This is a genomic window from Halobacillus sp. B23F22_5, assembly GCF_043497085.1.
Classification (GTDB): domain Bacteria; phylum Bacillota; class Bacilli; order Bacillales; family Halobacillaceae; genus Thalassobacillus.
On record NZ_JBIEKI010000001.1, the window covers coordinates 559,155 to 580,826 of the forward strand.

Genomic DNA, 21,672 nt, shown 5'->3' on the forward strand with positions numbered 1-21,672 from the left:
GGGTATTTTAGAGGCAGGTAAAACCTGTAGAAAATTGTCAATTCTTATGTATTTTTGCTCACAAACTCATTGACAACCAAATACCCCTATTGTATGCTTACTTAGTGTGGAATGATAAGGTTTTCATAACCTTGTTCTACAGTGTTTTTCCATCCCGGAAATATGATGGGAGCGTTGGGTTTGAAAGTACCGAAAAATCCATTTCGAGCAATGGCGCTGACGAGTGCTATCGTTTCACAGCTGGCAGGAGGACCACTTGCAGGGGCTTTTCTTGGCAAGTGGCTCGATGAACAGTTTGCTGTGCAGCCACTCTTCTTGATCATAGGTATATTTTTGGGAGTAGGAGCAGGTACATACGGAACGATTCATTTAGTACGAGAATATACGGGAGACGAATAGCATGGAAGCTTATCAGCAAATGATCACCCGTCAACGGAAATGGATGTTCTATCTTCTGGCTTTATTTGTACTGGGATGGGGATTGACCCCGTATGCCAGTATATTCCTCGGACTTCTTCTTGGAAGTTCACTCAGTTTTTACAATCTCTGGTTAATGCAGCGGAAAGTGGACAAGTTCGGTGAAGCTACCGCCCGGCAGAAATCAGTGAAAGGTATTGGCACTTTTTCGCGATTGATGGCTGGGGGACTAGCTGTGTTGATCGCCCTTCAGTTTGAAGAATATTTCCATTTGATCGCAGTTGTATTGGGTTTAATGACAGCCTATATTGTCATTATGATAGAATTTTTATTTTTCAGAACCAGAGACTAGCATTAGAAGAGAGGTGAACAGGTTGGATCACGGAGCACCGATTTGGAATGATGCTTTTGGGATTTCGTGGTTGGATTTTAACTTATCCAACGTGTTGATGATGTTTATTGCATCGCTGATCGTTTTCATCATCGGTTTAGCAGCAACACGCAACATGCAGCGGAAACCTACGGGTTATCAGAATTTCATTGAGTGGTTGATTGATTTTGTCAAAGGTATTATTGGCTCGAACATGGATTGGCGTACCGGGAAACGGTTTTTACCGCTTGGACTGACGCTTTTCACCTACATATTTGTAGCGAACATGCTCGGGGTCATATTGATGGTAGTCGTCGGACATGATTTATGGTGGAAGTCACCGACATCAGATGCCGGCATCACATTGACGCTTGCGACGATGGTCGTCGTATTGAGCCACTATTATGGGATTAAACTTAATGGGGTGAAAGAATACGGAAAGCAATTCGTCCGTCCATTGCCATTTTTACTTCCATTTAAGATTATTGAAGAGTTTGCCAACACGTTGACTCTCGGTTTGCGACTATACGGAAACATTTTTGCAGGTGAGGTACTGTTGACGATGTTAGCTGCAACTGCAGCTTCCGGCTTCGGAGGATTCTTCGGAGCGGCCATCCCTATGCTTGCATGGCAAGGGTTCAGTACATTCATCGGTTTCATCCAGGCATTTATTTTCACCATGTTGACAATGGTCTATCTATCTCACAAGGTTAGCACGGACCATTAATATAAGTTTCAAAAAAAAATAATTTTTTTTACAAATAAGAGGAGGATTTTCATTATGGGTCTTTTAGCAGCTGCAATCGCAGTAGGTTTGGCGGCACTTGGTGCTGGTATTGGTAACGGTTTGATCGTAAGTCGTACAGTAGAAGGAATTGCACGTCAGCCAGAATTGCGCGGTGCACTTCAAACTACAATGTTCATCGGGGTAGCGTTGGTTGAGGCGATTCCAATCATCGCTGTTGTTATCGCATTTATCGTAATGGGTGGTTAATATAGTAGTTTCAGTGATGGCGAAGGGCATCTAAGCAGGTCTTCGCCATTGCTTTGTACCTTGTAACATAGTTGATAAACGAATTTGTACATGTTCAAAATAAGAAAATTCGACTGACGGCAGTTTGCCGAAGCCGATTTTTTCTCATGTAGAGCCTATTACGGTAACGTTGTGGAAAGGAGTGGACACTGTGCAAGCATATACTGGTTGGTTGATGGTCGGCGCTGAAGGCGGCCTCATGATAGGAGATATGTTGGCTCAATTGTTCTTCTTCCTTGTTCTTTTAGCACTCCTCGCGAAATTCGCATGGGGACCGCTCATGAACATCATGAAAGAACGTGAAGAACATATTGCCAATGAAATAGATACAGCTGAAAAAAGTCGTGAAGAAGCAGCGCGTATGCAGCGTGAAGCTTCCGAAGAGTTGAAAAAGACAAGACAAGAAGCACAAGCAATTATTGAAGACGCGAAGAAAACAGCAGGACAGCAAGAACGTGCGATTATGGAATCGGCACGTGAAGAGGCAGAGCGCATGAAGCTTGCTGCTCGCCAGGAAATCGAGCAGGAAAAAGAAAAAGCGGTCCAGGCCTTGAAAGACCAAGTTGCTTCCTTGTCAGTACTGGTTGCCAGCAAGGTGATCGAGAAGGAATTGTCCGAGCAGGACCAGCAGCAATTGATCAATGACTACATTAAAGAAGTAGGAGAAGAGCGATGAGTGAATCAGTGGTATCAAGACGCTATGCCAATGCTCTTTTTCAACTCGGTAAAGAAAAGAACCAGCTTGATCAGATAGAAGGAGAACTTCGTGCTATCCGCGAAGTTTGGGCTACGAATAAAGAAATGATGACTTTTCTTAAGCATCCACGCGTGTCACTCGATAAGAAAAAGCAAATCATCGCGACTGGCTTTGCAGGTTATTCCTCTACAGTCCTCAACACGTTGATGCTGCTTTTAGATCGACATCGTGAAGATATTATCCCCTTTATGATTGATCATTTTATCGAAAAGGTGAATGATGCGAAAGGAATAGCAGAAGCGAAAGTATATTCTGTACGAGAATTGTCCGAAGATGAAAAGCTCCAGATTTCACAGGTTTTTGCCAGAAAGATTGGAAAGAATACCCTGAAAATAACGAACATCATCGATCGTGCTATCCTCGGCGGTATTAAAATCCGTATAGGAAACCGTATCTATGATGGTTCTATCAGTGGGAAACTTGAGCGCATCGAACGGAAATTGGTATCTGGAAACAATAGATGATAGGGGTGAAATGGCATGAGCATCAAAGCTGAAGAAATCAGTTCACTGATTAAGCAGCAAATTGAAAGTTATGAATCTGATATTGAAGTCAACGATGTAGGTACGGTCATCGAGGTCGGTGATGGTATTGCACGTGCTCACGGACTTGATAACGTCATGTCCGGTGAACTAGTTGAGTTCTCTAACGGTGTTATGGGTCTTGCCCAGAACCTGGAAGAAAACAACGTCGGTCTTGTCATTTTGGGGCCATTCACTGATATTAAAGAGGGCGATGAAGTCCGTCGTACAGGCCGCATTATGCAAGTGCCTGTAGGAGAAGAATTATTAGGTCGTGTTGTGAATCCACTCGGCCAGCCAGTTGATGGCATGGGTCCGATTGAGACTTCTAAAACACGCCCGATCGAATCACCTGCACCAGGGGTCATGGATCGTAAATCCGTTGACGAACCACTTCAAACTGGTATCAAAGCAATCGACGCACTAGTACCAATTGGACGTGGACAGCGTGAATTGATCATCGGTGACCGTCAGACTGGTAAAACGACTGTAGCAATCGATACGATTTTGAACCAGGCTGATCAGGATATGATTTGTATCTATGTAGCTATTGGTCAAAAAGAATCCACAGTCCGTGGAACAGTTGAAACGCTACGCCGTCATGGCGCATTGGATTATACAATCGTCGTAACCGCAAGTGCATCCCAGCCGGCACCACTTCTATACTTGGCGCCTTATGCCGGGGTATCTATGGGTGAAGAATTCATGCATAACGGCAAGCATGTATTGGTTGTTTATGATGACCTGTCTAAACAGGCTGCTGCTTACCGTGAACTTTCCCTATTGCTACGCCGCCCGCCAGGCCGTGAAGCATTCCCGGGGGACGTCTTCTACCTTCACTCTCGCCTGCTCGAACGTGCAGCGAAGCTCAGTGATGCAAAAGGCGGAGGCTCATTGACAGCCCTTCCGTTCGTAGAAACACAAGCAGGTGACATCTCTGCATATATCCCGACAAACGTAATCTCCATCACAGATGGACAGATTTTCTTACAGTCTGATTTGTTCTTCTCAGGTGTGCGCCCAGCGATCAACGCGGGTCTATCCGTATCACGTGTCGGTGGTTCTGCCCAAATCAAAGCGATGAAAAAAGTTGCAGGTACACTACGTTTGGACCTGGCATCTTATCGTGAATTGGAAGCATTCGCCCAGTTCGGTTCTGACCTGGATAAAGCTACCCAGGCTAAACTGAATCGTGGTGCCCGTACAGTTGAAGTACTGAAGCAGGGGCTTCATAAACCGCTTGCGGTTGAGAAACAGGTCATGATCATCTTCGCTTTGACCAAGGGATACTTAGATGATATTCCTGTTGAAGATGTGACACGTTTTGAGGAAGAGTTCCATAACTGGATGGGTAACAACCGCAAAGAACTTCTTAAGCAGATCCGTGAAACCGGTAAGCTTGCAGAAGCAGAAGATATGAAAGAAGCGGTCGAAGCGTTCAAGAAGACGTTCGTCGTTTCTGAATGATTGGAACGCAACCTTTGTTAGAAAGGGTGGTGAAGTAGCGTGGCATCCCTTAGAGATATTAAAGGCCGGATAGATTCCACGAAAAAGACGAAACAAATTACGAAGGCGATGGAAATGGTATCTGCAGCGAAATTGAATCGTGCAGAAGAAAATGCCAGAGCGTTCGTACCATATAGTGAGAAAATCCAGGAAGTCGTGGCAAGTATCGCTACAGGTGGCGGTGACGCTGATCATCCGATGCTTAAGTCACGGGAAGTCAAACGAACTGGATATCTTGTAATCACTTCCGACAGAGGTCTGGCCGGTGCTTACAACAGCAGTATTCTCCGTAACGTATATCAGACAATACAAAAGCGCCACAATTCCGCAGATGAGTATACTGTAATCACTGTCGGTAAAATCGGCCGTGACTTTTTCCGGAAACGGAATATGCCGGTCGATAAAGAAATTGTAGCGATTGCTGACCAGCCGGATTTTGCAGATATCAAAGATATCGCAGCAGAAACTGTCCAACTGTTTACTGATGAAGTGATCGATGAGCTTTATCTTTATTACAACCATTACGTCAGTGCAATTTCTCAAGAAGTGACGGAGAAGAAATTGCTGCCGCTGACTGATTTGAACGAAGGGGTAAAAGCGACGACGAGCTCCTATGAATACGAGCCGGACCAGGAAGTAATTCTGGAGACATTGCTGCCTCAATATGCTGAAAGTTTGATTTATGGTGCCTTGCTCGACGGTAAAGCAAGTGAACATGCTGCCCGTATGACAGCTATGAAGAGTGCTACAGATAACGCTGATGATCTTATTGGTGATCTTTCACTCAAATACAACCGGGCCCGTCAAGCAGCCATCACCCAGGAAATCACCGAAATTGTCGGTGGAGCAGCTGCTCTTGAATAGCAGGCTTTCCTGGACTCGAATAGTTAGGAGGGAAATCGATGAGTAAAGGACGCGTAATGCAAGTCATGGGACCGGTTGTCGATGTTTCTTTCGAAGACGGACAACTCCCTGAAATAAATAACGCTTTGCACGTGTATTCACCCGCGCAAAACGAAAATGAAGTAAACGTCGACCTTACATTAGAAGTTGCCCTTCACCTGGGGGACAACGCAGTCCGTACCGTTGCCATGGCATCAACAGAGGGTGTCCAGCGTGGTATGGAAGTAAATGATAAAGGCGGACCGATTTCTGTACCAGTCGGTGAAGTGACACTTGGCCGTGTCTTCAACGTACTAGGAGATAACATCGATCTTGATGAACCATTAGCGGCTGACGTACGCCGTGATCCGATTCACCGCCAGGCTCCGAAATTTGAAAACCTGGCTACAGAAACAGAAATTCTTGAAACAGGAATTAAAGTCGTCGACTTGCTAGCACCTTATGTTAAAGGTGGTAAGATCGGGTTGTTTGGTGGTGCCGGTGTTGGTAAAACGGTACTAATCCAGGAATTGATCAACAACATCGCCCAGGAACACGGTGGTATTTCCGTATTCGCCGGTGTTGGTGAGCGTACCCGTGAAGGGAATGACTTGTACTTCGAAATGAAGGACTCCGGAGTTATTTCCCGTACCGCTATGGTATTCGGTCAGATGAACGAACCGCCTGGAGCACGTATGCGTGTTGCATTGACAGGTCTTACAATGGCCGAATATTTCCGTGATGAACAAGGACAGGACGTATTGTTCTTCATCGATAACATTTTCCGTTTCACTCAGGGTGGTCTGGAAGTATCTGCCCTACTTGGCCGTATGCCATCTGCTGTTGGTTACCAGCCGACACTGGCAACGGAAATGGGTCAGTTGCAAGAGCGTATCACATCTACAGATAAAGGTTCCGTAACATCCATTCAGGCGATCTACGTCCCTGCCGATGACTATACAGACCCGGCGCCAGCGACAACATTCGCCCACTTGGATGCAACTACTAACCTGGAACGTAAGCTTTCCGAGCAGGGTATCTACCCAGCGGTGGATCCACTAGCGTCCACTTCCCGTGCCCTTGACCCTGAAATTGTTGGGCAGGAACACTATGACGTGGCTCGTGAAGTGCAGCGTACACTACAGCGTTATAAAGAACTTCAGGATATTATCGCTATTCTTGGTATGGATGAACTATCTGATGAAGACAAGCAGGTCGTTGGCCGTGCTCGTCGTATCCAGTTCTTCTTATCCCAGAACTTCCACGTTGCCGAACAGTTTACTGGCCAAAAAGGTTCTTATGTACCTGTTCAGGAGACGGTCAAAGGATTCAGAGAAATCCTGGATGGCAAGTACGATGACCTTCCAGAGGATGCTTTCCGCCTGGTCGGACGTATCGAAGATGTCGTTGAAAAAGCGAAACAGATGCAATAAGAATTTTCTTACCTGATAGAGAATGGCGGGCGACAGGGATTGTACCTTTAGCCTGCCTATCCATTTATGGTGAGTCCAGCCCAAGGAGGGGTAATCATGAAGACACTAACGGTGAGTGTTGTCACTCCTGATGGCCCGGTTTTGGAAGATGCATTTGAAATGGTGAGCTGTAAGGCGGAAAGTGGTGAACTTGGGGTGCTTCCAGGTCATATCCCGATGGTCGCTCCTTTGACGATCAGTGCTGTCCGTCTGAAAAAAGAAGGAAGCTCCGAGCGTATCGCTGTCAACGGTGGCTTTTTAGAGGTTCGTCCTGAAAAAGTGACGATTCTGGCGCAATCAGCAGAAAAACCTTCTGAGATTGATGTGGAGCGTGCCCGCAAGGCGAAGGAGCGTGCCGAACGCCGTCTGCAAACGAAGCAGGAAGATGTTGATTTCAAACGGGCTGAAATGGCACTAAGACGTGCTATCAACCGTTTAGATGTATTTGAAAATAACTTTTAATAGTTGACTGCTTTCCTTTAGGGAAGCAGTTTTTTATTTTGACTCTGTTGTTTATTTTTTATAATAGGCTTATTCAACAATAGGGACGAATTATGGAAGACTCGATTTCGAAATAATTATTAGAGTTTAGGGGCTCCGGGAAACGATTCGCTTTCCGTGGGCGTGTGCTGAGTCTCCTCAGGCTTCGCCTTGCGGGGCCTCAGCGATCCCGCATATCCCACAGGAGTCTCACCGTTTCCCTACGCCCCTTGCCATAATAGAAATTTCTCGAAATCACACTTATGAAAACGACCATGATAATAGAAAGAAGACTTTGGTGCCTTTATATCGTTTATAAATGCGTCAACATGAAGGTTTCAGCTACATTCTCTCTCTTTTTGAAGGGTCCGTTTAGTACAAAACTGGCTGGATGGGGAGGGAAACGGCGAGACTCCCGCGGGAGAAGGGGCTAGGCGAGATCCCGCAGGGCTTTAGCCCGAGGAAGCTTGCCAGGTCCCCCGAAGGAAAGAAAAGAATGCGTAATCGCCTCGGGAGACACGACACGCATAAGCAGAACAGCAAAAGGGAAGTGTTCTTTCTTCCCGTTGATGGACTGCTTATGTCGCGAGTGTCTAGGCGATGAAGCTGGAAAGCGAGTCGTTTCACGAACCATCCCATTCCTCTCATGGTAACGAACCCCACTATCTTGAAACTTAGTCTTCAAGTAAAGGGAGCTAATCTGTAAATTCAACGCTTTAACAAAGCATTTATTTTAGTAAAATTGATGGTTGTGTTTGGTGTGAATAGATTTTCTTTTTCAACTGCGGTATTTTTTTGTGACAATCTGACAACTTTCACTAATAAATGATAAGAAGAAAAAAGTTCAGGCTCTCCATCTGTATCAAATACAGATGGAGAGCCTTTTATTTTTTAGAGGAAGAATCCCGCTTTGCTTGTTTTATAACAAAAGATTGATTCATGATTTCGTAGGACAACTCATAAAACTTAAACAAACATTATAAAGTAAAAAGGATTTGCTGGCAACCACGTTTGTCATGGCAGGATGACAGTATTTGTTTTACATTATAGATGGTAAGAAAACAAATACGTAAAGATAGTAAATACTGGATATTATCTGCTGCCTCATATCGACACTATATACAGGATTTGCTATAATGATAGCGATTACAATATTGCTAATCTTCAAAATTTTGTACGTTTGAAGGGGGAGGGGAAATGACGGATTTATTTACATATCAAAACAGTTATTTAGTAGTTGTAATCTTTTTGGCACTCGGCATCTTGCTGCCAATTGTGGCATTATCGCTCGGAAGGCTGCTCCGTCCTAATAAGCCTACGGAACAGAAACGTACCACTTATGAAAGTGGGATCGATCCATTCCAGGATGCACGTGTCCAGTTCAATGCCCGTTATTATATCTTCGCATTAATGTTTGTCATTTTCGATGTGGAAACCATTTTCTTGTATCCCTGGGCAGTCGCCTATGAAGAGCTTGGTATTTTCGCGTTGATTGAGATGCTTATATTTGTCGTCATGCTTTTGATCGGTTTGATCTATGCTTGGAAAAAGAAGGTGCTACGATGGATTTAAACTTAGAAAATGTTTCCCCGCAAGAAAAAGCAGAAATGGAGCGCAATGTCTTTTTGACGACTTTGGAACAAGTGAAGGCTTGGGCGAGAAGCAACTCACTCTGGCCGATGACCTTTGGGCTCGCTTGTTGTGCGATTGAAATGATGGGTGTCGGATCCTCGCATTACGATCTCGACAGATTCGGTTCTTTTTTCAGAACCTCTCCCCGTCACTCGGATGTCATGATCGTTTCCGGAACGGTGACCAAAAAAATGGCACCGGTATTACGACGCTTATATGACCAAATGCCAGAACCTAAATATGTGATTGCCATGGGATCCTGCGCTACAGCTGGAGGCCCATACATCAAATCCTATGCAGTTGTGAAAGGAGTCGACCAAATCGTCCCAGTCGATGTCTATATCCCGGGATGCCCTCCGAATCCAGCTGCGCTTATTTATGGAATCAACAAACTGCAAGAGAAAATCCGCTATGAAGCCAAGACCGGAAAGCGGGTGACAAGTAAATGAGCGATGAAAAAGACTTAGAAAAAAAGAAAGCGGCCGCAGCGGCAAAAGCGAAGGCAGAAGCTCTTAGAAAGAAGAAAGAGAAGGAAGCAGAGGACAAAGCTTCCTCAGATAATAAAGCAGAAGCGTCCCAGGAAGAAAAGGAAGTGTCACAAACGGATACAAGCAAGAAGGATTCTGAAGAAGATACCGATCTTGCCAAGAAAAAAGCAGCGGCTGCAGCAAAAGCGAAAGCGGCAGCGCTGGCCAAACAAAAGCGCAAGCAGGAGGAAGCATCAGATTCAGAAGACCAATCCTCTGAAGACGATGAATTAGCCAAGAAAAAAGCAGCTGCTGCAGCAAAGGCGAAAGCAGCAGCGCTAGCCAAACAAAAGCGCAAGCAAGAGGAAGCATCGGATTCAGAAGACCAACCCTCTGAAGATGATGAATTAGCCAAGAAAAAAGCAGCGGCTGCAGCAAAAGCGAAAGCGGCTGCACTTGCCAGACAAAAACGAAAGCAAGCAGAATCGGATGCTGATGATAGCGCTGATGATGACAAAGCGAAAGCTGCAGCCAAAGCCAAGGCTGCTGCAGCTGCTAAAGCAAAAGCAGCCGCCGCAGCCAAGAAAATGCGCGAAGGATCAGCTGACGCCGGTGAAGAAACAGCTGGCGAAGATGAAAAAGCGAAGGCCGTTGCAGCAGCTAAGGCTAAAGCAGCCGCTGCAGCAAAGGCAAAGAAAAAAGCTGGCGGCAAGAAAAAAGAGGAACCGAGGGAAGAAGAGGAGCCTTCCCATAACCAACCGGTACTGGATAAGTACGTAAAAGTAATCAAAGAGCACCTTGGTGAGGATGTTTTTGAGGATACCTACATTAATCGGCTTTCCAAACACGTACCGACCTTGGTAGCAAAAAGGGACACTTACTATAAAATAGCCCAGTTTTTAAAATTCAATGACCAGCTCGGGTTTGATTATCTATCGGAATTGCATGGCACAGACTTTGAAACACATATGGAGGTCTATGTGCATCTTTTCTCTTTCCGGAATAAGCAATCCGTGGCTCTCAAGGTGAAAATCGATCGCGATCACCCGGAAATCGAGTCGGTGGCTGGCCTTTGGAAAGGTGCTAACTGGCCGGAATGCGAGGCATACGATTTATTTGGAATCAAGTTTCTCAATCATCCTGACTTGAAACGTATCCTGCTTGGGGAGGATTGGGTAGGTCACCCGATGAGAAAAGATTACGAGCCCCATGATGTGGAGGTGTAGGCAATGATCAGAACAGAAGAAATGATGCTTAATGTCGGTCCCCAACATCCCAGTACGCACGGTGTATTCCGTCTGGTAATCAAAGTTGACGGAGAAACCATCAAAGAAGCGACCCCGGTTATCGGTTATCTCCACCGAGGTACAGAGAAGCTGGCGGAAGACCTGCAATATACACAAATTATTCCGTACACCGACCGGATGGATTATCTTTCTGCGATGACCAACAATTATGTTATATGTCACGCGGTAGAAACAATGATGGGTCTGGAGCTTCCCGATCATGCAGAGTATTTGCGGGTATTGGCCATGGAACTAGGCCGAGTAGCCAGCCACCTGGTCTGGTTTGGTACATATTTATTGGATATAGGGGCGGTAAGCCCTTTCCTTTATGCCTTTCGCGAACGGGAAGCCATCATCAATCTTTTGAATGAACTTTCAGGAGGAAGGCTGACATTCAATTATATGCGCGTGGGAGGAGTCAAATGGGACGCCCCGGACGGTTGGATCGACAAGGTCCGTGATTTTGTCCCTTATATGCGTGAGCAACTGGAGGGGTACCATGACCTCGTCACAGGCAACGAAATATTCTTGAACAGGGTAAAAGGGGTCGGCCGTTATACGAAAGAAGAAGCACTGCAATATTCTTTAAGTGGTGCGAATCTCAGGTGTACCGGGATTGAATGGGATCTGCGGAAGCATGAACCGTATTCTATTTATGAACGGTTCGACTTCGATGTCATCACTGCAGAAGAAGGAGATGCCTGGTCCCGCTATCAATGCCGGATGGGTGAAATCGAAGAATCGTTGAAAATTATCGAACAGGCGGTTGAGCAGATTCCTAATGATGGGCAGTTTATGGCTAAGGTGCCCCGGATCATTAAAGCTCCTAAAGGAGAAGCATTTGTCAGAATCGAATCTCCCCGAGGAGAAATTGGCTGTTATATTGCAAGTGAAGGGAAAAAAGAACCGTATCGCTTGAAATTCCGGCGTCCATCTTTTTATAACCTGCAGATATTGCCAAAGCTTCTCGAGGGAGAGAATATGGCTAACCTGATCACGATACTTGGTGGGGTAGATATTGTCTTAGGGGAGGTGGATGGCTGATGAGCTGGATTGATTCCGTACTGCAATCCCAGCCAGGCTGGGGAAACATGTCCATCTTCCTTTCGCTTGGCGTTGCCATGCTGGGAATCGGGCTCGGCTTCGTAACCTTTGCGATTTTAGCAGAGCGGAAAGTGATGGGGTTCATGCAGCTTCGACATGGACCGAACCGCGTCGGGGGCCGCTTCGGGTTGCTGCAGAGTGTGGCGGATGTATTGAAGCTCCTGCTAAAAGAGGATACGATGCCGAAACTTGCTGATAAGCCGTTATTCGTGCTGGCGCCGATGATCGCTTATGCACCTGCTTTTTTAGTGCTGGCAGTCATTCCATTTACACCGGCTTTCAAGTTTTCAGATATTGGTGTCGGATTGCTCTATTATATTGCAATTTCTGGTATTTCTACGATCGGTATCGTAACGGCAGGCTGGGCTTCCAACAATAAATACGCGTTGATGGGAGGCATGCGTGCTGCTGCTCAGATGATTTCTTATGAAATTCCTTTAGTCATGTCCGTGGTAGGGATCATCTTGTTCACAGGCAGTCTTAACCTTTATGATATCGTCCTTTATCAAGAGAATATAGCGTTCGTTTTCCTGCAGCCTATCGCATTCGTCATATTCTTGATTGCAGGGACAGCTGAACTGAACCGGACCCCATTCGACCTTCCGGAAGCGGAGTCGGAACTGGTAGCCGGTTACCATGTTGAATACTCAGGTTTCCGTTTCGCATTCTTCATGCTGGCGGAATATGTATACCTTTTTGCTCTTTCAGCGTTGATTACTGTTTTATTCCTTGGAGGATGGAATGCACCGATACCAGGGATAGGGCTGAATGACATTGGCCTTGGAGCCGTTTGGTTTACGATGAAATTCATCGTAGTTGTCTTCTTCTTCATGTGGCTGCGGGTGACCTTTCCGCGTCTTCGCGCAGACCAGTTGATGGAATTTGGCTGGAAGGTGCTGCTTCCGATTGCTTTGGCGAATATTTTTGTCACGGCAGTCATCAAAGAGTTGTTTTTCTAAATTGTTACGGCATATCAATTGAAAGGGGGCTGAACACATGCTCGGTTTAGCGAAAGGTCTGAAGTACACCCTTAAGAATATGACAAAGGAAAAAGTGACCTACCAGTATCCGGAGGAGCCGATTCCGATGCCGGATCGATTCCGCGGCATACAAAAGTTTTACCCGGAAAAATGTATTGTGTGTAATCAATGCGCCAACATTTGTCCGACAGATTGCATCCAGTTGACAGGTAAAAAGCATCCGGACCCTGATAAGAAAGGGAAAGTCATTGACACCTATGACATCAATTTTGAGATTTGCATTCTATGCGATCTCTGTACCGAGGTTTGTCCGACCGAAGCTATCGTCATGACAAACAATTTCGAGCTGGCAGAGTACTCCCGCGATGATCTTTTCAAGAATCTGGAGTGGCTGGATGAAAATGACCAGAATATCAGAGAGGAGAATAAAGCATGAGTGGAGAACTATTCGCCTTTCTAGTGCTGGCACTGCTCGCGATATTAGGCGGTATCCTGATGTTGAATTTGACGAAAGTCATTCATATGCTGTTATCCCTTGTGCTTACCTTTCTGGCGATTGCAGGATTATATGTGATGTTATCTGCAGAATTCGTGGCTATTGCGCAAGTGTTGATATACTCAGGTGCAGTAACGATCATTATGATTTTTGGTATCATGCTCACCCGGCACAATGATGAACAAAAGACACGAGGCAATCTGATGAGGAATATCGTTGTTGGAGCCGGGATAGCGTTATTTTTCTTAACGATGTATTTTTCGATCAATCAAGTGTCATTTGGTGACCAGGCGACCAGTCTGCATGTGGAAAACACGAAGCAGATTGGTGTGGAACTGTACAGCAAATATGTCATCCCTTTTGAACTGATGTCGGTGGTCCTGCTCGTTGCTTTAGTAGGCGCGATCATCCTGGCCAAACGGGATGACGAGGAGGAGGCGGAGCAAAAATGAGTGCCATACCCGTCAATGCCTATCTTCTCTTAGCGTTGGTGTTATTTTGTATCGGTTTATTCGGTGCTTTGACTAAAAAGAATACGGTTATTGTGCTGATTTCGATTGAGCTGATGCTGAACGCTGTCAATATCAATTTGGTTGCATTCAGTAAATATGGAATCAATCCAGGAATCACCGGCCAGATCTTTTCCTTGTTCACGATTACGGTGGCCGCTGCAGAAGCTGCAGTAGGGCTTGCGATTCTTATCGCTCTGTACCGCAATCGTTCTACAGTGCAAATCGATGAAATGAATACAATGAAGCACTGATTATCCGTGTCGGTTCAAATGGAAACCTGGAACAGAAGGGAGTTTGGTCAGGATGTTAGAAAATGCATGGTTGATCCCTTTGTTTCCATTGCTGTCGTTCATTCTTCTTATTTTCTTCGGAAAACAATGGAGAGAAAAAAGCAGCTATGTAGGCATAGGTTTCACAGGGATTTCATTCGTACTATCTGTCATCGTGTTATTCACACAAATGGCAAATGGAAGCGGTGGAGCGGAGGCTGCCTGGTTGACGATCGGTTCGATTGAATTCCGTTTTGGGGTCATCGTCAATCCGTTGAACGCATTGATGCTCGTTATCGTGTCTCTGGTCAGTTTTCTAGTACATATTTATTCTAAAGGCTATATGCATGATGATGCTCGAATAACGACTTTTTATAGCTACCTTGGGTTATTCACCTTTGCAATGCTGGCTCTGGTAATTTCTCCGAATCTGCTGCAGCTGTACATCTTTTGGGAGTTAGTCGGGGTCGGCTCATTTCTATTGATTGGCTTCTATTTTTATAAAGAAGAAGCAAAAGCCGCAGCTAAAAAAGCCTTTATTATGACGAGAATCGGAGATATCGGCCTGCTGATCGGTATGATTCTATTATTTTGGCAAGTTGGCAGTCTTGAATTCAATGAAATATTTACAGCAGTTAGTGATGGAGTCGTAGCAGAAGGTCTGCTAACACTGATTGCTATCCTTATCTTTATCGGGGCGGTCGGGAAGTCGGGGCAATTTCCGCTGCATACATGGCTGCCGGATGCGATGGAAGGTCCGACACCTGTTTCTGCTTTGATACACGCGGCAACGATGGTAGCGGCAGGTGTATATTTAGTCGCCACCTTGTTTCCAGTGTTTGAGGCCAGCCCTGCGGCAATGACCGTCGTAGCTGTAACTGGCGGGTTCACTGCGATTTTTGCAGCTACGATTGGTCTGGTGCAAAAGGATATCAAGCGTGTATTAGCTTATTCTACGGTTTCTCAGCTTGGCTATATGATGATGGCGCTTGGAGCCGCAGGGTATGTAGCGGGCGTTTTCCACTTGATGACCCACGCTTTTTTCAAAGCCTTGCTTTTCCTGGCGGCAGGTAGTGTCATTCATGCCGTCCATACGCAAAATATCGAAAAAATGGGCGGGCTCTGGAAGAAGATGCGAATCACAGGCCCGGTGTTTCTTATTGGGGCGTTGGCTGTCAGCGGTGTTCCATTGTTCTCCGGGTTCTTCAGTAAAGACGAAATATTACTGGCAACCTGGTATGACGGCCGATATGGGTTATTTATCCTTGGTTTGATTGCTGCTTTCTTTACGGCTTTTTACATGTTCCGTTTGTTTTTCATGGTATTTACAGGCGAGAGTCGAACCACAGGAACGAAGGTTCATGAATCACCGCGATCCATGACCTATCCGATGATTACGCTGGCCATTTTAGCTATTTTCTCAGGTTATATCAACACCCCTTGGTTTGGAACATTTTTAGGGGATTGGCTTGTCGGGGGCAGCGAATTTCTGCCTTTTGAACATCATGAGGGACCGATATGGGTAATGCTGGTGACAAGCTTGATTGCTTTTGCTGGAATCGGAGTGGCTTATCTGATCTATTATAAAAAATCATTGCAACGGGATTTTCTTACCAGTCATATGCCAAACACGTATACACTGGTGTTTAACAAATACTTCATCGATGAGTTTTACCAATATACAATCGAGTATGGCGCCCGTGCGGTCAGTTATCTCGGAAGTTTCATAGAAAAATATATCGTGGAAGTGATCGTAGCTGCAGTTACCGGGGTTGTTAAAAGTGTGGGAAGCCTCGGCTCAAGGCTGCAATCGGGACAGGTACAAACTTATGGAGCTGTGGCTTTCGTAGGTCTGGCCATCCTTGTCTTCCTCGTTGTCTGGACAGGGGGGTATCTATAATGGACTGGTTGACGATATTGATTTTCTCCCCTTTAATCGGGATCTTGATTTTAAGTTTACAAAAGGCGGAACAGAAGGTGACCATCAACCTGATAGGGATTCTGGCTACGGTTTTACCATTACTATTATCCTTGGTAGTCTACGCTCAGTTTCATGGTGGAGGAGATTTAGCTGTTTCTCACCAATGGATCAGTTTTGGTAATGGAATATTTCAGATAGATTACGAATTAGGTGTCGATGGATTCTCCCTGCTGTTATTATTACTGACCACAATTGTTTCGACACTGTCTGCCAGTGTTGCTGCTGCTCAAATCAAGCAAGGATTGAAGGCCTATTTCCTTTGGTTCCTTATCCTGGAGATAGGGATGCTCGGTGTGTTTACAGCGGAAAACTTGATACTTTTCTTCATTTTCTTTGAAATTACATTAGTTCCAATGTTCTTCCTCATTGGCAGGTGGGGATTTGTAGAACGAGAAAAAGCGGCTTACAGTTTCCTTATTTATAATGGTTTAGGATCTGCGGTTCTTTTAATCCTGTTTGCTGCTATTTTTGCAAAAACAGGAACCACCAACATCGAAGAATTAAAAACGATTATGGGGAGTGGGAATGCAGTCAGTGAAGAATTCCGGTTTGGAAGTTTGCTTGCACTATTGATTGCTTTCGGTGTGAAGCTGCCGATCGTTCCTTTGCACACTTGGATGGTAAGGGTCCACGTCCATGCCCCTATTGCTGTCGTAATGATTCACGCAGGCATCCTGTTGAAAATCGGTGCTTACGGTTTGATTAACTTTGGGATCGGAATTTTCGGTGATCAATTCGCACAGGTAGCCCCATTTATTGCGGTGCTGGGACTGATCAACTTATTGTATGGAGCATTTCTTGCTTTCGTACAAAACGAGCTGAAGAGTGTGTTTGCTTATTCGAGTGTTTCCCATATGGGCATTGTGCTGCTGGGGGTAGCAGCGATGAACGAAGCGGGAATCCAGGGGGCGATTTTTCAAACGTTATCACACGGTTTGATAGCTGCTTTATTGTTCCTGTTAGTTGGCGTCATTTACGAACGGACACATACGACGAAGCTGCGAAGCCTTGGCGGACTCGCCAAAGGAATGCCGTTAGCAGCAGGATTCTTACTTGCGGCTGGATTGGCTTCCTTAGGACTTCCGGGCATGAGCGGTTTTGTATCGGAGTTTATGGCATTCCTCGGACTATTTGAGTCGATGCCATGGCTTGCTGCTATCGGTACGCTCGGAATCATTATGACTGCAGTTTATATCCTGCGTGCAGTCCTTGGAGTTACCTACGGAAAAACAGTGAAATCTTTTGCCGGGATGTACGACCTCACAAGAAGGGAAATGATTCCAGCAGCAGCGTTGCTGGCGCTGATCGTTTTGATCGGTGTTTATCCGAACTTCATAACCCATACACTGCAATTTGCACTAGAATCAATCATGCTTGGGATAGGAGGGTAAGCGTATGGATATAGATACATTATTAAGCTATGAATGGAGCATGATGGCACCAGAATTCACCATATTGCTCGTTGCTACTGCCCTCTCCTTAATTGACTTATTCGCCAGTAAAAACGTAGATCGGAAACTGTTCGGCTGGTTTGGTATCGCAGGCATAGCTATCGCTTTGATTTTCTCTTTCAGTCAAATAGGTCATGAGCCTGCAATGATTTTAGCTAATACTTACAGATTGGATGCATTTTCCTTAAGTTTTAAAATTCTCCTTTTACTAGGTTCTCTTCTTGTGTTGTTAATGGGAGTATCCTTTGAGGCGAAAGGGGAACTGACCTACCGGGGAGAATTCTATTACCTGCTTCTCACAGCGCTGCTAGGTGCGATGATGATGGCAAGCAGTGCGGACTTGATCACCTTGTTTGTCGGCTTGGAGCTGCTATCAATTTCTTCTTATATTCTGGCTGGAACCAGGAAAAAATCAAGGTATTCAAATGAAGCTGCGATGAAATACGTGATCAACGGAGGAATATCGACAGCATTTACCTTGTTTGGCATGAGTTACATCTATGGCCTGACAGGAAGCACGAATCTTGCCGACATTTCCCGGGAAATATCGAATATTACCCCGGCTAATGGCCAGGTGTTATTGAGCATTGCTTTTATCCTCACCTTCGTTGGGTTGGCATTTAAAATATCAACGGTGCCTTTTCAAATGTGGGCACCGGATGTCTATCAGGGAGCACCAACCCCTGTAACCGCTTTCCTTAGTGTCGTTTCTAAAACAGCGGGGTTCATCATCATCATTCGGGTACTGATAAGTATTTTTCCGTTCACCCAAGGGTTTGAGGAGAATACTTCCCTGTTACATTCTTTAATGATATTCCTAAGTATTCTTGCAGGTGTAACCATGATTGTGGGGAATACAATCGCCTTGAAACAGCGTAATATAAAGCGATTGTTTGCCTATTCAAGTATTGCGCATGCCGGTTACCTGCTGGTGCCGTTTGTAGCATTCTCTGAATTGATGTTTGAAAGTATGTGGTTCTACTTAGTGGCTTACTTACTGATGAACATTGGCGCATTTGCCATCATCCAGGTGATGACTGAACATAATGATTCAGAAGATGTTTCTATTTTCGCTGGTCTTTATTATCGCCGGCCATGGGTCGCGATCATGATGACTGTCTTCTTATTGTCATTGGCAGGGATCCCAGGGACTGCGGGGTTCATCGGAAAACTGAATATATTTATCGGTACCCTGTTTTCTGATCCGTCCAGGTATATATTAGCAGCGGTAATGATTGGAACTACCGTAATATCCTACTTTTACTATTTTGGCATCATGGCTCAGATGTTCATGCGGCCGGCAGGAAGTGCAGCTCAGGTGCGATTACCTGTTGGAGTAACCATCACCATGGTCTTTTGTGCAGTAGGTACGATTATGTTGGGATTGTTTCCAGGGTTGATTCTGGAGTTCTTCCAAACCCAATTCAACTTTGCAGAAATGTTCTATTAAAGCCCCTATAACCCTCTGGGTATGTTATTCACAGCATATCCAGGGGGATTTTTTTATGCAGGCAGGTTTACAAGTAGGAGAATAAAGGTAGTAGTAGATTAGGATATCCGTTGGTTTGACAATTTCATTTCTCCGTGTCATCTTTGGAAAGGATTATACTGAATTTGGGAAATGAAATTGAAGAGGTGTAAAAACATGGTAGATACTTTTATGCAACAGGCGGGTCAACAAGCCCTTATCGGGATGATTTCTCACTTGATTTTCATCATAATTACCTGGAGGGTCCTCCAAGCGATAAAATTAGAAGGTTGGATACGCAGAGACCACGTGTTTGAAGTAAGAGTATTGATGATATTGGTGACGATAACGATAGGTACTACCGTCAGCAATTTCTTCCTCGACTTCCTGCAATGGTCCCAGCAATTGATCCATCTTTTTTAATTGTCGTGATATGTAGAGAAATAGACAGTATGTAACACCCTCTCCTTGGAAACAATGAAAATAGTAATCTACCAAGGAGAGGATTGTTACGATGAGAAGTTTGTTGATCATCCTGGTTGCCGTATTGATGCTAAGTACTGATTTAGAAACTTTCGCAGGGGTCAAAAACAAAGAAGAGTTACCGCTGGGTATGATTGCTGCTCAATTACAATCCCAGGGTATCGAGGCGGATGGATGGGAAGTGATAGCTAAGGAATCATTTTCACGTCAGCATCTCGACAGGATCAAAGGTTTGGTAGAAGAAGAGCTGCCACAAGCTCAATGGCAGCAAACTTCTGATCGTAACAGTGAAAAGTATTCAATGGTCTACCCTCAAAAAGCCCCCGGCATCACCGAAACGTTTATTGTGGTTGTCCCGAAGAAACAACGCCATTATATTGAAGTCATTTATAAAATAACTGGGACAAGCTGGGGGGAAGAGAGTGAACGTTACTTGACAAATGATTTTTTTGTTGAAAAAGATCGTATATTCTCGGAAGATGTCGCTATTTTCTCTTGTATTGAGGCAGAAATTAATGGTATTATTGATGATGTTTTAGTGTATAAAAAATTAGAACAAGCCTTAGACATAAAAACAATCGAAATGATAGATGAAAAAGACTTTAAAAGTATTTCCGGATATACACCAGAGTGGGAGCAGACGATCCCACTGCCAGCGGGTGCTATGAATGTCCAGTTTGCCGTCCGTAAAGGTTTGGGCGCAAAGACAAACATTACAATAGGCACGCCGATTATCACGTCTGAATATTAATAATAATGAATATGGACTCGGAGGAGAATGAACCGTGGAAAAAATCATCGTCCGTGGTGGGAGGCAGCTGAATGGCACCGTTAAAGTTGAAGGGGCCAAGAATGCCGTACTGCCTGTCATCGCAGCAAGTATAATTGCAAGTGAAGGAAAAAGTGTCCTTCATGATGTTCCAGCATTAGCTGATGTAGTTACCATAAATGAAGTTTTACGTAATATTAATGCTGAAGTAAGTTTTGAAAACAATACAGTAACCGTAGATGCTTCTGGCGAAATTAAAACAGAAGCCCCATTTGAATTTGTACGCAAAATGCGCGCTTCTGTGCTTGTACTGGGACCACTTTTAGCCCGCTATGGTCATGCCAAGGTCGCTATGCCAGGTGGCTGTGCTATCGGATCCCGCCCAATCGACCAGCATTTGAAAGGCTTTGAAGCCATGGGTGCCAAAGTGAATGTCGGCAATGGTTTCGTCGAAGTGAATGCAGATGGCCGTTTGAAGGGTGCCAAGATTTACATGGACGTACCAAGTGTCGGTGCTACGGAGAACATCATGATGGCTGCAGCGCTTGCTGATGGTAAAACAATTTTGGAAAACTGTGCAAAAGAACCAGAAATCGTTGATTTAGCTAACTTCCTGAATAAGATGGGAGCTAAAATCGTCGGTGCTGGTACAGAAACGATCCGTATCACCGGAGTGGATAAGCTTAATGGTGCGGAACACAACATCATTCCAGACCGGATTGAAGCAGGTACCTTTATGGTAGCAGCGGCTATCACAAAAGGAAACGTACTTGTTAAAGGAGCGGAAGCGGAACACCTTCGTTCCCTTGTTTCTAAAATGCAGGAAATGGGAGTCATCATTGAAGAAGAAGACGATGGCTTGCGTGTAATTGGTCCGAACCATTTGAAGGCAGTAGATATCAAAACTCAGCCTCATCCTGGCTTCCCGACAGATATGCAGTCCCAGATCATGGCATTGATGCTTTCTGCTAAAGGAACCAGTGTGATTACAGAAACTGTTTTTGAAAACAGGTTCATGCACGTAGAAGAGTTCCGCCGCATGAATGCTAAGATGAAGATTGAAGGACGCAGTGTCATTATCGAAGGTCCTTCTGATTTGCAAGGAGCTGAGGTAGCAGCTACAGACCTGCGAGCAGGTGCAGCATTGATTCTCGCTGGACTGGTAGCAGATGGCTATACACGGGTAACAGAACTGAAGCATTTGGATCGTGGTTATGTCGATTTCGCTGAAAAGCTTGCACAGCTTGGGGCGGATATTGAACGTATCAACGATACTCCGGCTAATGAACAAGAACCGGTGGATGATTCTGTGAAGGCTACTTCCTAAGAACGATAA

At 45.1% G+C, this 21,672-nt stretch carries 24 protein-coding genes; all 24 read left to right on the forward strand.

What is annotated here, in order from left to right; translation table 11 throughout:
• The first annotated feature begins 162 nt into the window (after nt 1-162).
• The 24 genes from ACGTN9_RS02660 to murA all read left to right on the forward strand — a co-directional run bounded on the left by ACGTN9_RS02660 (nt 163) and on the right by murA (nt 21,663).
• Entirely contained in the window at nt 163-399 is a 237-nt protein-coding gene (locus ACGTN9_RS02660) for an AtpZ/AtpI family protein (RefSeq protein ID WP_499590251.1), read from the forward strand.
• Between the two features lies 1 nt (nt 400).
• Nucleotides 401-769, forward strand: a complete 369-nt coding sequence (locus ACGTN9_RS02665) for an ATP synthase subunit I (protein WP_499590253.1) — start codon at nt 401-403, stop codon at nt 767-769.
• A 22-nt stretch (nt 770-791) separates the two neighbouring features.
• Entirely contained in the window at nt 792-1,514 is a 723-nt protein-coding gene (atpB, locus tag ACGTN9_RS02670) for a F0F1 ATP synthase subunit A (RefSeq protein WP_499590255.1), read from the forward strand.
• Between the two features lie 54 nt (nt 1,515-1,568).
• On the forward strand, nt 1,569-1,781 hold the full coding sequence (gene atpE, locus ACGTN9_RS02675) for a F0F1 ATP synthase subunit C (RefSeq protein WP_093044838.1): 213 nt from the start codon (nt 1,569-1,571) through the stop codon (nt 1,779-1,781).
• 190 nt (nt 1,782-1,971) lie between these two features.
• Nucleotides 1,972-2,496: a F0F1 ATP synthase subunit B gene (atpF, locus tag ACGTN9_RS02680; protein WP_499590257.1), complete on the forward strand. Its 525-nt coding sequence runs from the start codon at nt 1,972-1,974 to the stop codon at nt 2,494-2,496.
• Complete coding sequence (locus tag ACGTN9_RS02685) at nt 2,493-3,041, forward strand: F0F1 ATP synthase subunit delta (protein ID WP_499590259.1); 549 nt, start codon at nt 2,493-2,495, stop codon at nt 3,039-3,041. The genes atpF and ACGTN9_RS02685 overlap by 4 nt, the downstream gene beginning before the upstream one ends.
• A 15-nt stretch (nt 3,042-3,056) precedes the next feature.
• Entirely contained in the window at nt 3,057-4,565 is a 1,509-nt protein-coding gene (atpA, locus tag ACGTN9_RS02690; RefSeq protein ID WP_499590261.1) for a F0F1 ATP synthase subunit alpha, read from the forward strand.
• A 39-nt stretch (nt 4,566-4,604) separates the two neighbouring features.
• On the forward strand, nt 4,605-5,468 hold the full coding sequence (locus ACGTN9_RS02695; protein ID WP_499590262.1) for a F0F1 ATP synthase subunit gamma: 864 nt from the start codon (nt 4,605-4,607) through the stop codon (nt 5,466-5,468).
• A gap of 38 nt (nt 5,469-5,506) precedes the next feature.
• Nucleotides 5,507-6,919 carry a F0F1 ATP synthase subunit beta gene (gene atpD, locus ACGTN9_RS02700; protein ID WP_499590264.1) on the forward strand — a complete coding sequence of 471 codons (1,413 nt, stop codon included), beginning with the start codon at nt 5,507-5,509 and terminating at the stop codon, nt 6,917-6,919.
• A gap of 96 nt (nt 6,920-7,015) precedes the next feature.
• On the forward strand, nt 7,016-7,420 hold the full coding sequence (locus tag ACGTN9_RS02705) for a F0F1 ATP synthase subunit epsilon (protein WP_143030711.1): 405 nt from the start codon (nt 7,016-7,018) through the stop codon (nt 7,418-7,420).
• Between the two features lie 1,215 nt (nt 7,421-8,635).
• Nucleotides 8,636-9,010, forward strand: a complete 375-nt coding sequence (locus tag ACGTN9_RS02710; RefSeq protein WP_499590266.1) for an NADH-quinone oxidoreductase subunit A — start codon at nt 8,636-8,638, stop codon at nt 9,008-9,010.
• Complete coding sequence (locus ACGTN9_RS02715) at nt 9,001-9,519, forward strand: NuoB/complex I 20 kDa subunit family protein (protein WP_499590268.1); 519 nt, start codon at nt 9,001-9,003, stop codon at nt 9,517-9,519. The genes ACGTN9_RS02710 and ACGTN9_RS02715 overlap by 10 nt, the downstream gene beginning before the upstream one ends.
• Nucleotides 9,516-10,763, forward strand: a complete 1,248-nt coding sequence (locus ACGTN9_RS02720) for an NADH-quinone oxidoreductase subunit C (RefSeq protein ID WP_499590270.1) — start codon at nt 9,516-9,518, stop codon at nt 10,761-10,763. Before ACGTN9_RS02715 ends, ACGTN9_RS02720 begins: the two co-directional genes overlap by 4 nt.
• Before the next feature lie 3 nt (nt 10,764-10,766).
• Entirely contained in the window at nt 10,767-11,867 is a 1,101-nt protein-coding gene (locus ACGTN9_RS02725; protein ID WP_499590272.1) for an NADH-quinone oxidoreductase subunit D, read from the forward strand.
• Nucleotides 11,867-12,886: an NADH-quinone oxidoreductase subunit NuoH gene (gene nuoH, locus ACGTN9_RS02730; RefSeq protein ID WP_499590274.1), complete on the forward strand. Its 1,020-nt coding sequence runs from the start codon at nt 11,867-11,869 to the stop codon at nt 12,884-12,886. The genes ACGTN9_RS02725 and nuoH overlap by 1 nt, the downstream gene beginning before the upstream one ends.
• Before the next feature lie 37 nt (nt 12,887-12,923).
• Nucleotides 12,924-13,343 (forward strand): NADH-quinone oxidoreductase subunit NuoI, encoded by a 420-nt coding sequence (gene nuoI, locus ACGTN9_RS02735; protein ID WP_028784093.1) that lies wholly within the window; start codon nt 12,924-12,926, stop codon nt 13,341-13,343.
• The gene (locus ACGTN9_RS02740) at nt 13,340-13,855 is read left to right on the forward strand and encodes an NADH-quinone oxidoreductase subunit J (protein WP_499590276.1); all 516 of its coding nucleotides are present in this window, start codon (nt 13,340-13,342) and stop codon (nt 13,853-13,855) included. Before nuoI ends, ACGTN9_RS02740 begins: the two co-directional genes overlap by 4 nt.
• The gene (gene nuoK, locus ACGTN9_RS02745; RefSeq protein WP_062442396.1) at nt 13,852-14,166 is read left to right on the forward strand and encodes an NADH-quinone oxidoreductase subunit NuoK; all 315 of its coding nucleotides are present in this window, start codon (nt 13,852-13,854) and stop codon (nt 14,164-14,166) included. The genes ACGTN9_RS02740 and nuoK overlap by 4 nt, the downstream gene beginning before the upstream one ends.
• A 52-nt stretch (nt 14,167-14,218) precedes the next feature.
• The gene (gene nuoL, locus ACGTN9_RS02750; RefSeq protein WP_499590278.1) at nt 14,219-16,084 is read left to right on the forward strand and encodes an NADH-quinone oxidoreductase subunit L; all 1,866 of its coding nucleotides are present in this window, start codon (nt 14,219-14,221) and stop codon (nt 16,082-16,084) included.
• Nucleotides 16,084-17,556 (forward strand): complex I subunit 4 family protein, encoded by a 1,473-nt coding sequence (locus ACGTN9_RS02755; protein ID WP_499590280.1) that lies wholly within the window; start codon nt 16,084-16,086, stop codon nt 17,554-17,556. Before nuoL ends, ACGTN9_RS02755 begins: the two co-directional genes overlap by 1 nt.
• A 4-nt stretch (nt 17,557-17,560) precedes the next feature.
• The gene (gene nuoN, locus ACGTN9_RS02760) at nt 17,561-19,066 is read left to right on the forward strand and encodes an NADH-quinone oxidoreductase subunit NuoN (protein ID WP_499590282.1); all 1,506 of its coding nucleotides are present in this window, start codon (nt 17,561-17,563) and stop codon (nt 19,064-19,066) included.
• Nucleotides 19,067-19,261: 195 nt separating this feature from the next.
• Nucleotides 19,262-19,507: a DUF1146 family protein gene (locus ACGTN9_RS02765; protein ID WP_499590284.1), complete on the forward strand. Its 246-nt coding sequence runs from the start codon at nt 19,262-19,264 to the stop codon at nt 19,505-19,507.
• A gap of 91 nt (nt 19,508-19,598) precedes the next feature.
• Nucleotides 19,599-20,318, forward strand: coding sequence for a YwmB family TATA-box binding protein (locus ACGTN9_RS02770; protein WP_499590286.1), 720 nt, complete (start codon nt 19,599-19,601; stop codon nt 20,316-20,318).
• A 34-nt stretch (nt 20,319-20,352) separates the two neighbouring features.
• Nucleotides 20,353-21,663, forward strand: coding sequence for a UDP-N-acetylglucosamine 1-carboxyvinyltransferase (gene murA / locus ACGTN9_RS02775; RefSeq protein ID WP_499590288.1), 1,311 nt, complete (start codon nt 20,353-20,355; stop codon nt 21,661-21,663).
• Nucleotides 21,664-21,672: the final 9 nt, after the last annotated feature.

Coding starts and splice junctions, on each gene's coding strand:
- ACGTN9_RS02660 (WP_499590251.1), top strand. CDS start 163: ATGATGGGAGCGTTGGGTTTGAAAGTACCGAAAAATCCATTTCGAGCA.
- ACGTN9_RS02665 (WP_499590253.1), top strand. CDS start 401: ATGGAAGCTTATCAGCAAATGATCACCCGTCAACGGAAATGGATGTTC.
- atpE (WP_093044838.1), top strand. CDS start 1,569: ATGGGTCTTTTAGCAGCTGCAATCGCAGTAGGTTTGGCGGCACTTGGT.
- ACGTN9_RS02685 (WP_499590259.1), top strand. CDS start 2,493: ATGAGTGAATCAGTGGTATCAAGACGCTATGCCAATGCTCTTTTTCAA.
- atpA (WP_499590261.1), top strand. CDS start 3,057: ATGAGCATCAAAGCTGAAGAAATCAGTTCACTGATTAAGCAGCAAATT.
- atpD (WP_499590264.1), top strand. CDS start 5,507: ATGAGTAAAGGACGCGTAATGCAAGTCATGGGACCGGTTGTCGATGTT.
- ACGTN9_RS02705 (WP_143030711.1), top strand. CDS start 7,016: ATGAAGACACTAACGGTGAGTGTTGTCACTCCTGATGGCCCGGTTTTG.
- ACGTN9_RS02710 (WP_499590266.1), top strand. CDS start 8,636: ATGACGGATTTATTTACATATCAAAACAGTTATTTAGTAGTTGTAATC.
- ACGTN9_RS02715 (WP_499590268.1), top strand. CDS start 9,001: ATGGATTTAAACTTAGAAAATGTTTCCCCGCAAGAAAAAGCAGAAATG.
- ACGTN9_RS02720 (WP_499590270.1), top strand. CDS start 9,516: ATGAGCGATGAAAAAGACTTAGAAAAAAAGAAAGCGGCCGCAGCGGCA.
- ACGTN9_RS02725 (WP_499590272.1), top strand. CDS start 10,767: ATGATCAGAACAGAAGAAATGATGCTTAATGTCGGTCCCCAACATCCC.
- nuoH (WP_499590274.1), top strand. CDS start 11,867: ATGAGCTGGATTGATTCCGTACTGCAATCCCAGCCAGGCTGGGGAAAC.
- nuoI (WP_028784093.1), top strand. CDS start 12,924: ATGCTCGGTTTAGCGAAAGGTCTGAAGTACACCCTTAAGAATATGACA.
- ACGTN9_RS02740 (WP_499590276.1), top strand. CDS start 13,340: ATGAGTGGAGAACTATTCGCCTTTCTAGTGCTGGCACTGCTCGCGATA.
- nuoK (WP_062442396.1), top strand. CDS start 13,852: ATGAGTGCCATACCCGTCAATGCCTATCTTCTCTTAGCGTTGGTGTTA.
- nuoL (WP_499590278.1), top strand. CDS start 14,219: ATGTTAGAAAATGCATGGTTGATCCCTTTGTTTCCATTGCTGTCGTTC.
- ACGTN9_RS02755 (WP_499590280.1), top strand. CDS start 16,084: ATGGACTGGTTGACGATATTGATTTTCTCCCCTTTAATCGGGATCTTG.
- nuoN (WP_499590282.1), top strand. CDS start 17,561: ATGGATATAGATACATTATTAAGCTATGAATGGAGCATGATGGCACCA.
- ACGTN9_RS02765 (WP_499590284.1), top strand. CDS start 19,262: ATGGTAGATACTTTTATGCAACAGGCGGGTCAACAAGCCCTTATCGGG.
- ACGTN9_RS02770 (WP_499590286.1), top strand. CDS start 19,599: ATGAGAAGTTTGTTGATCATCCTGGTTGCCGTATTGATGCTAAGTACT.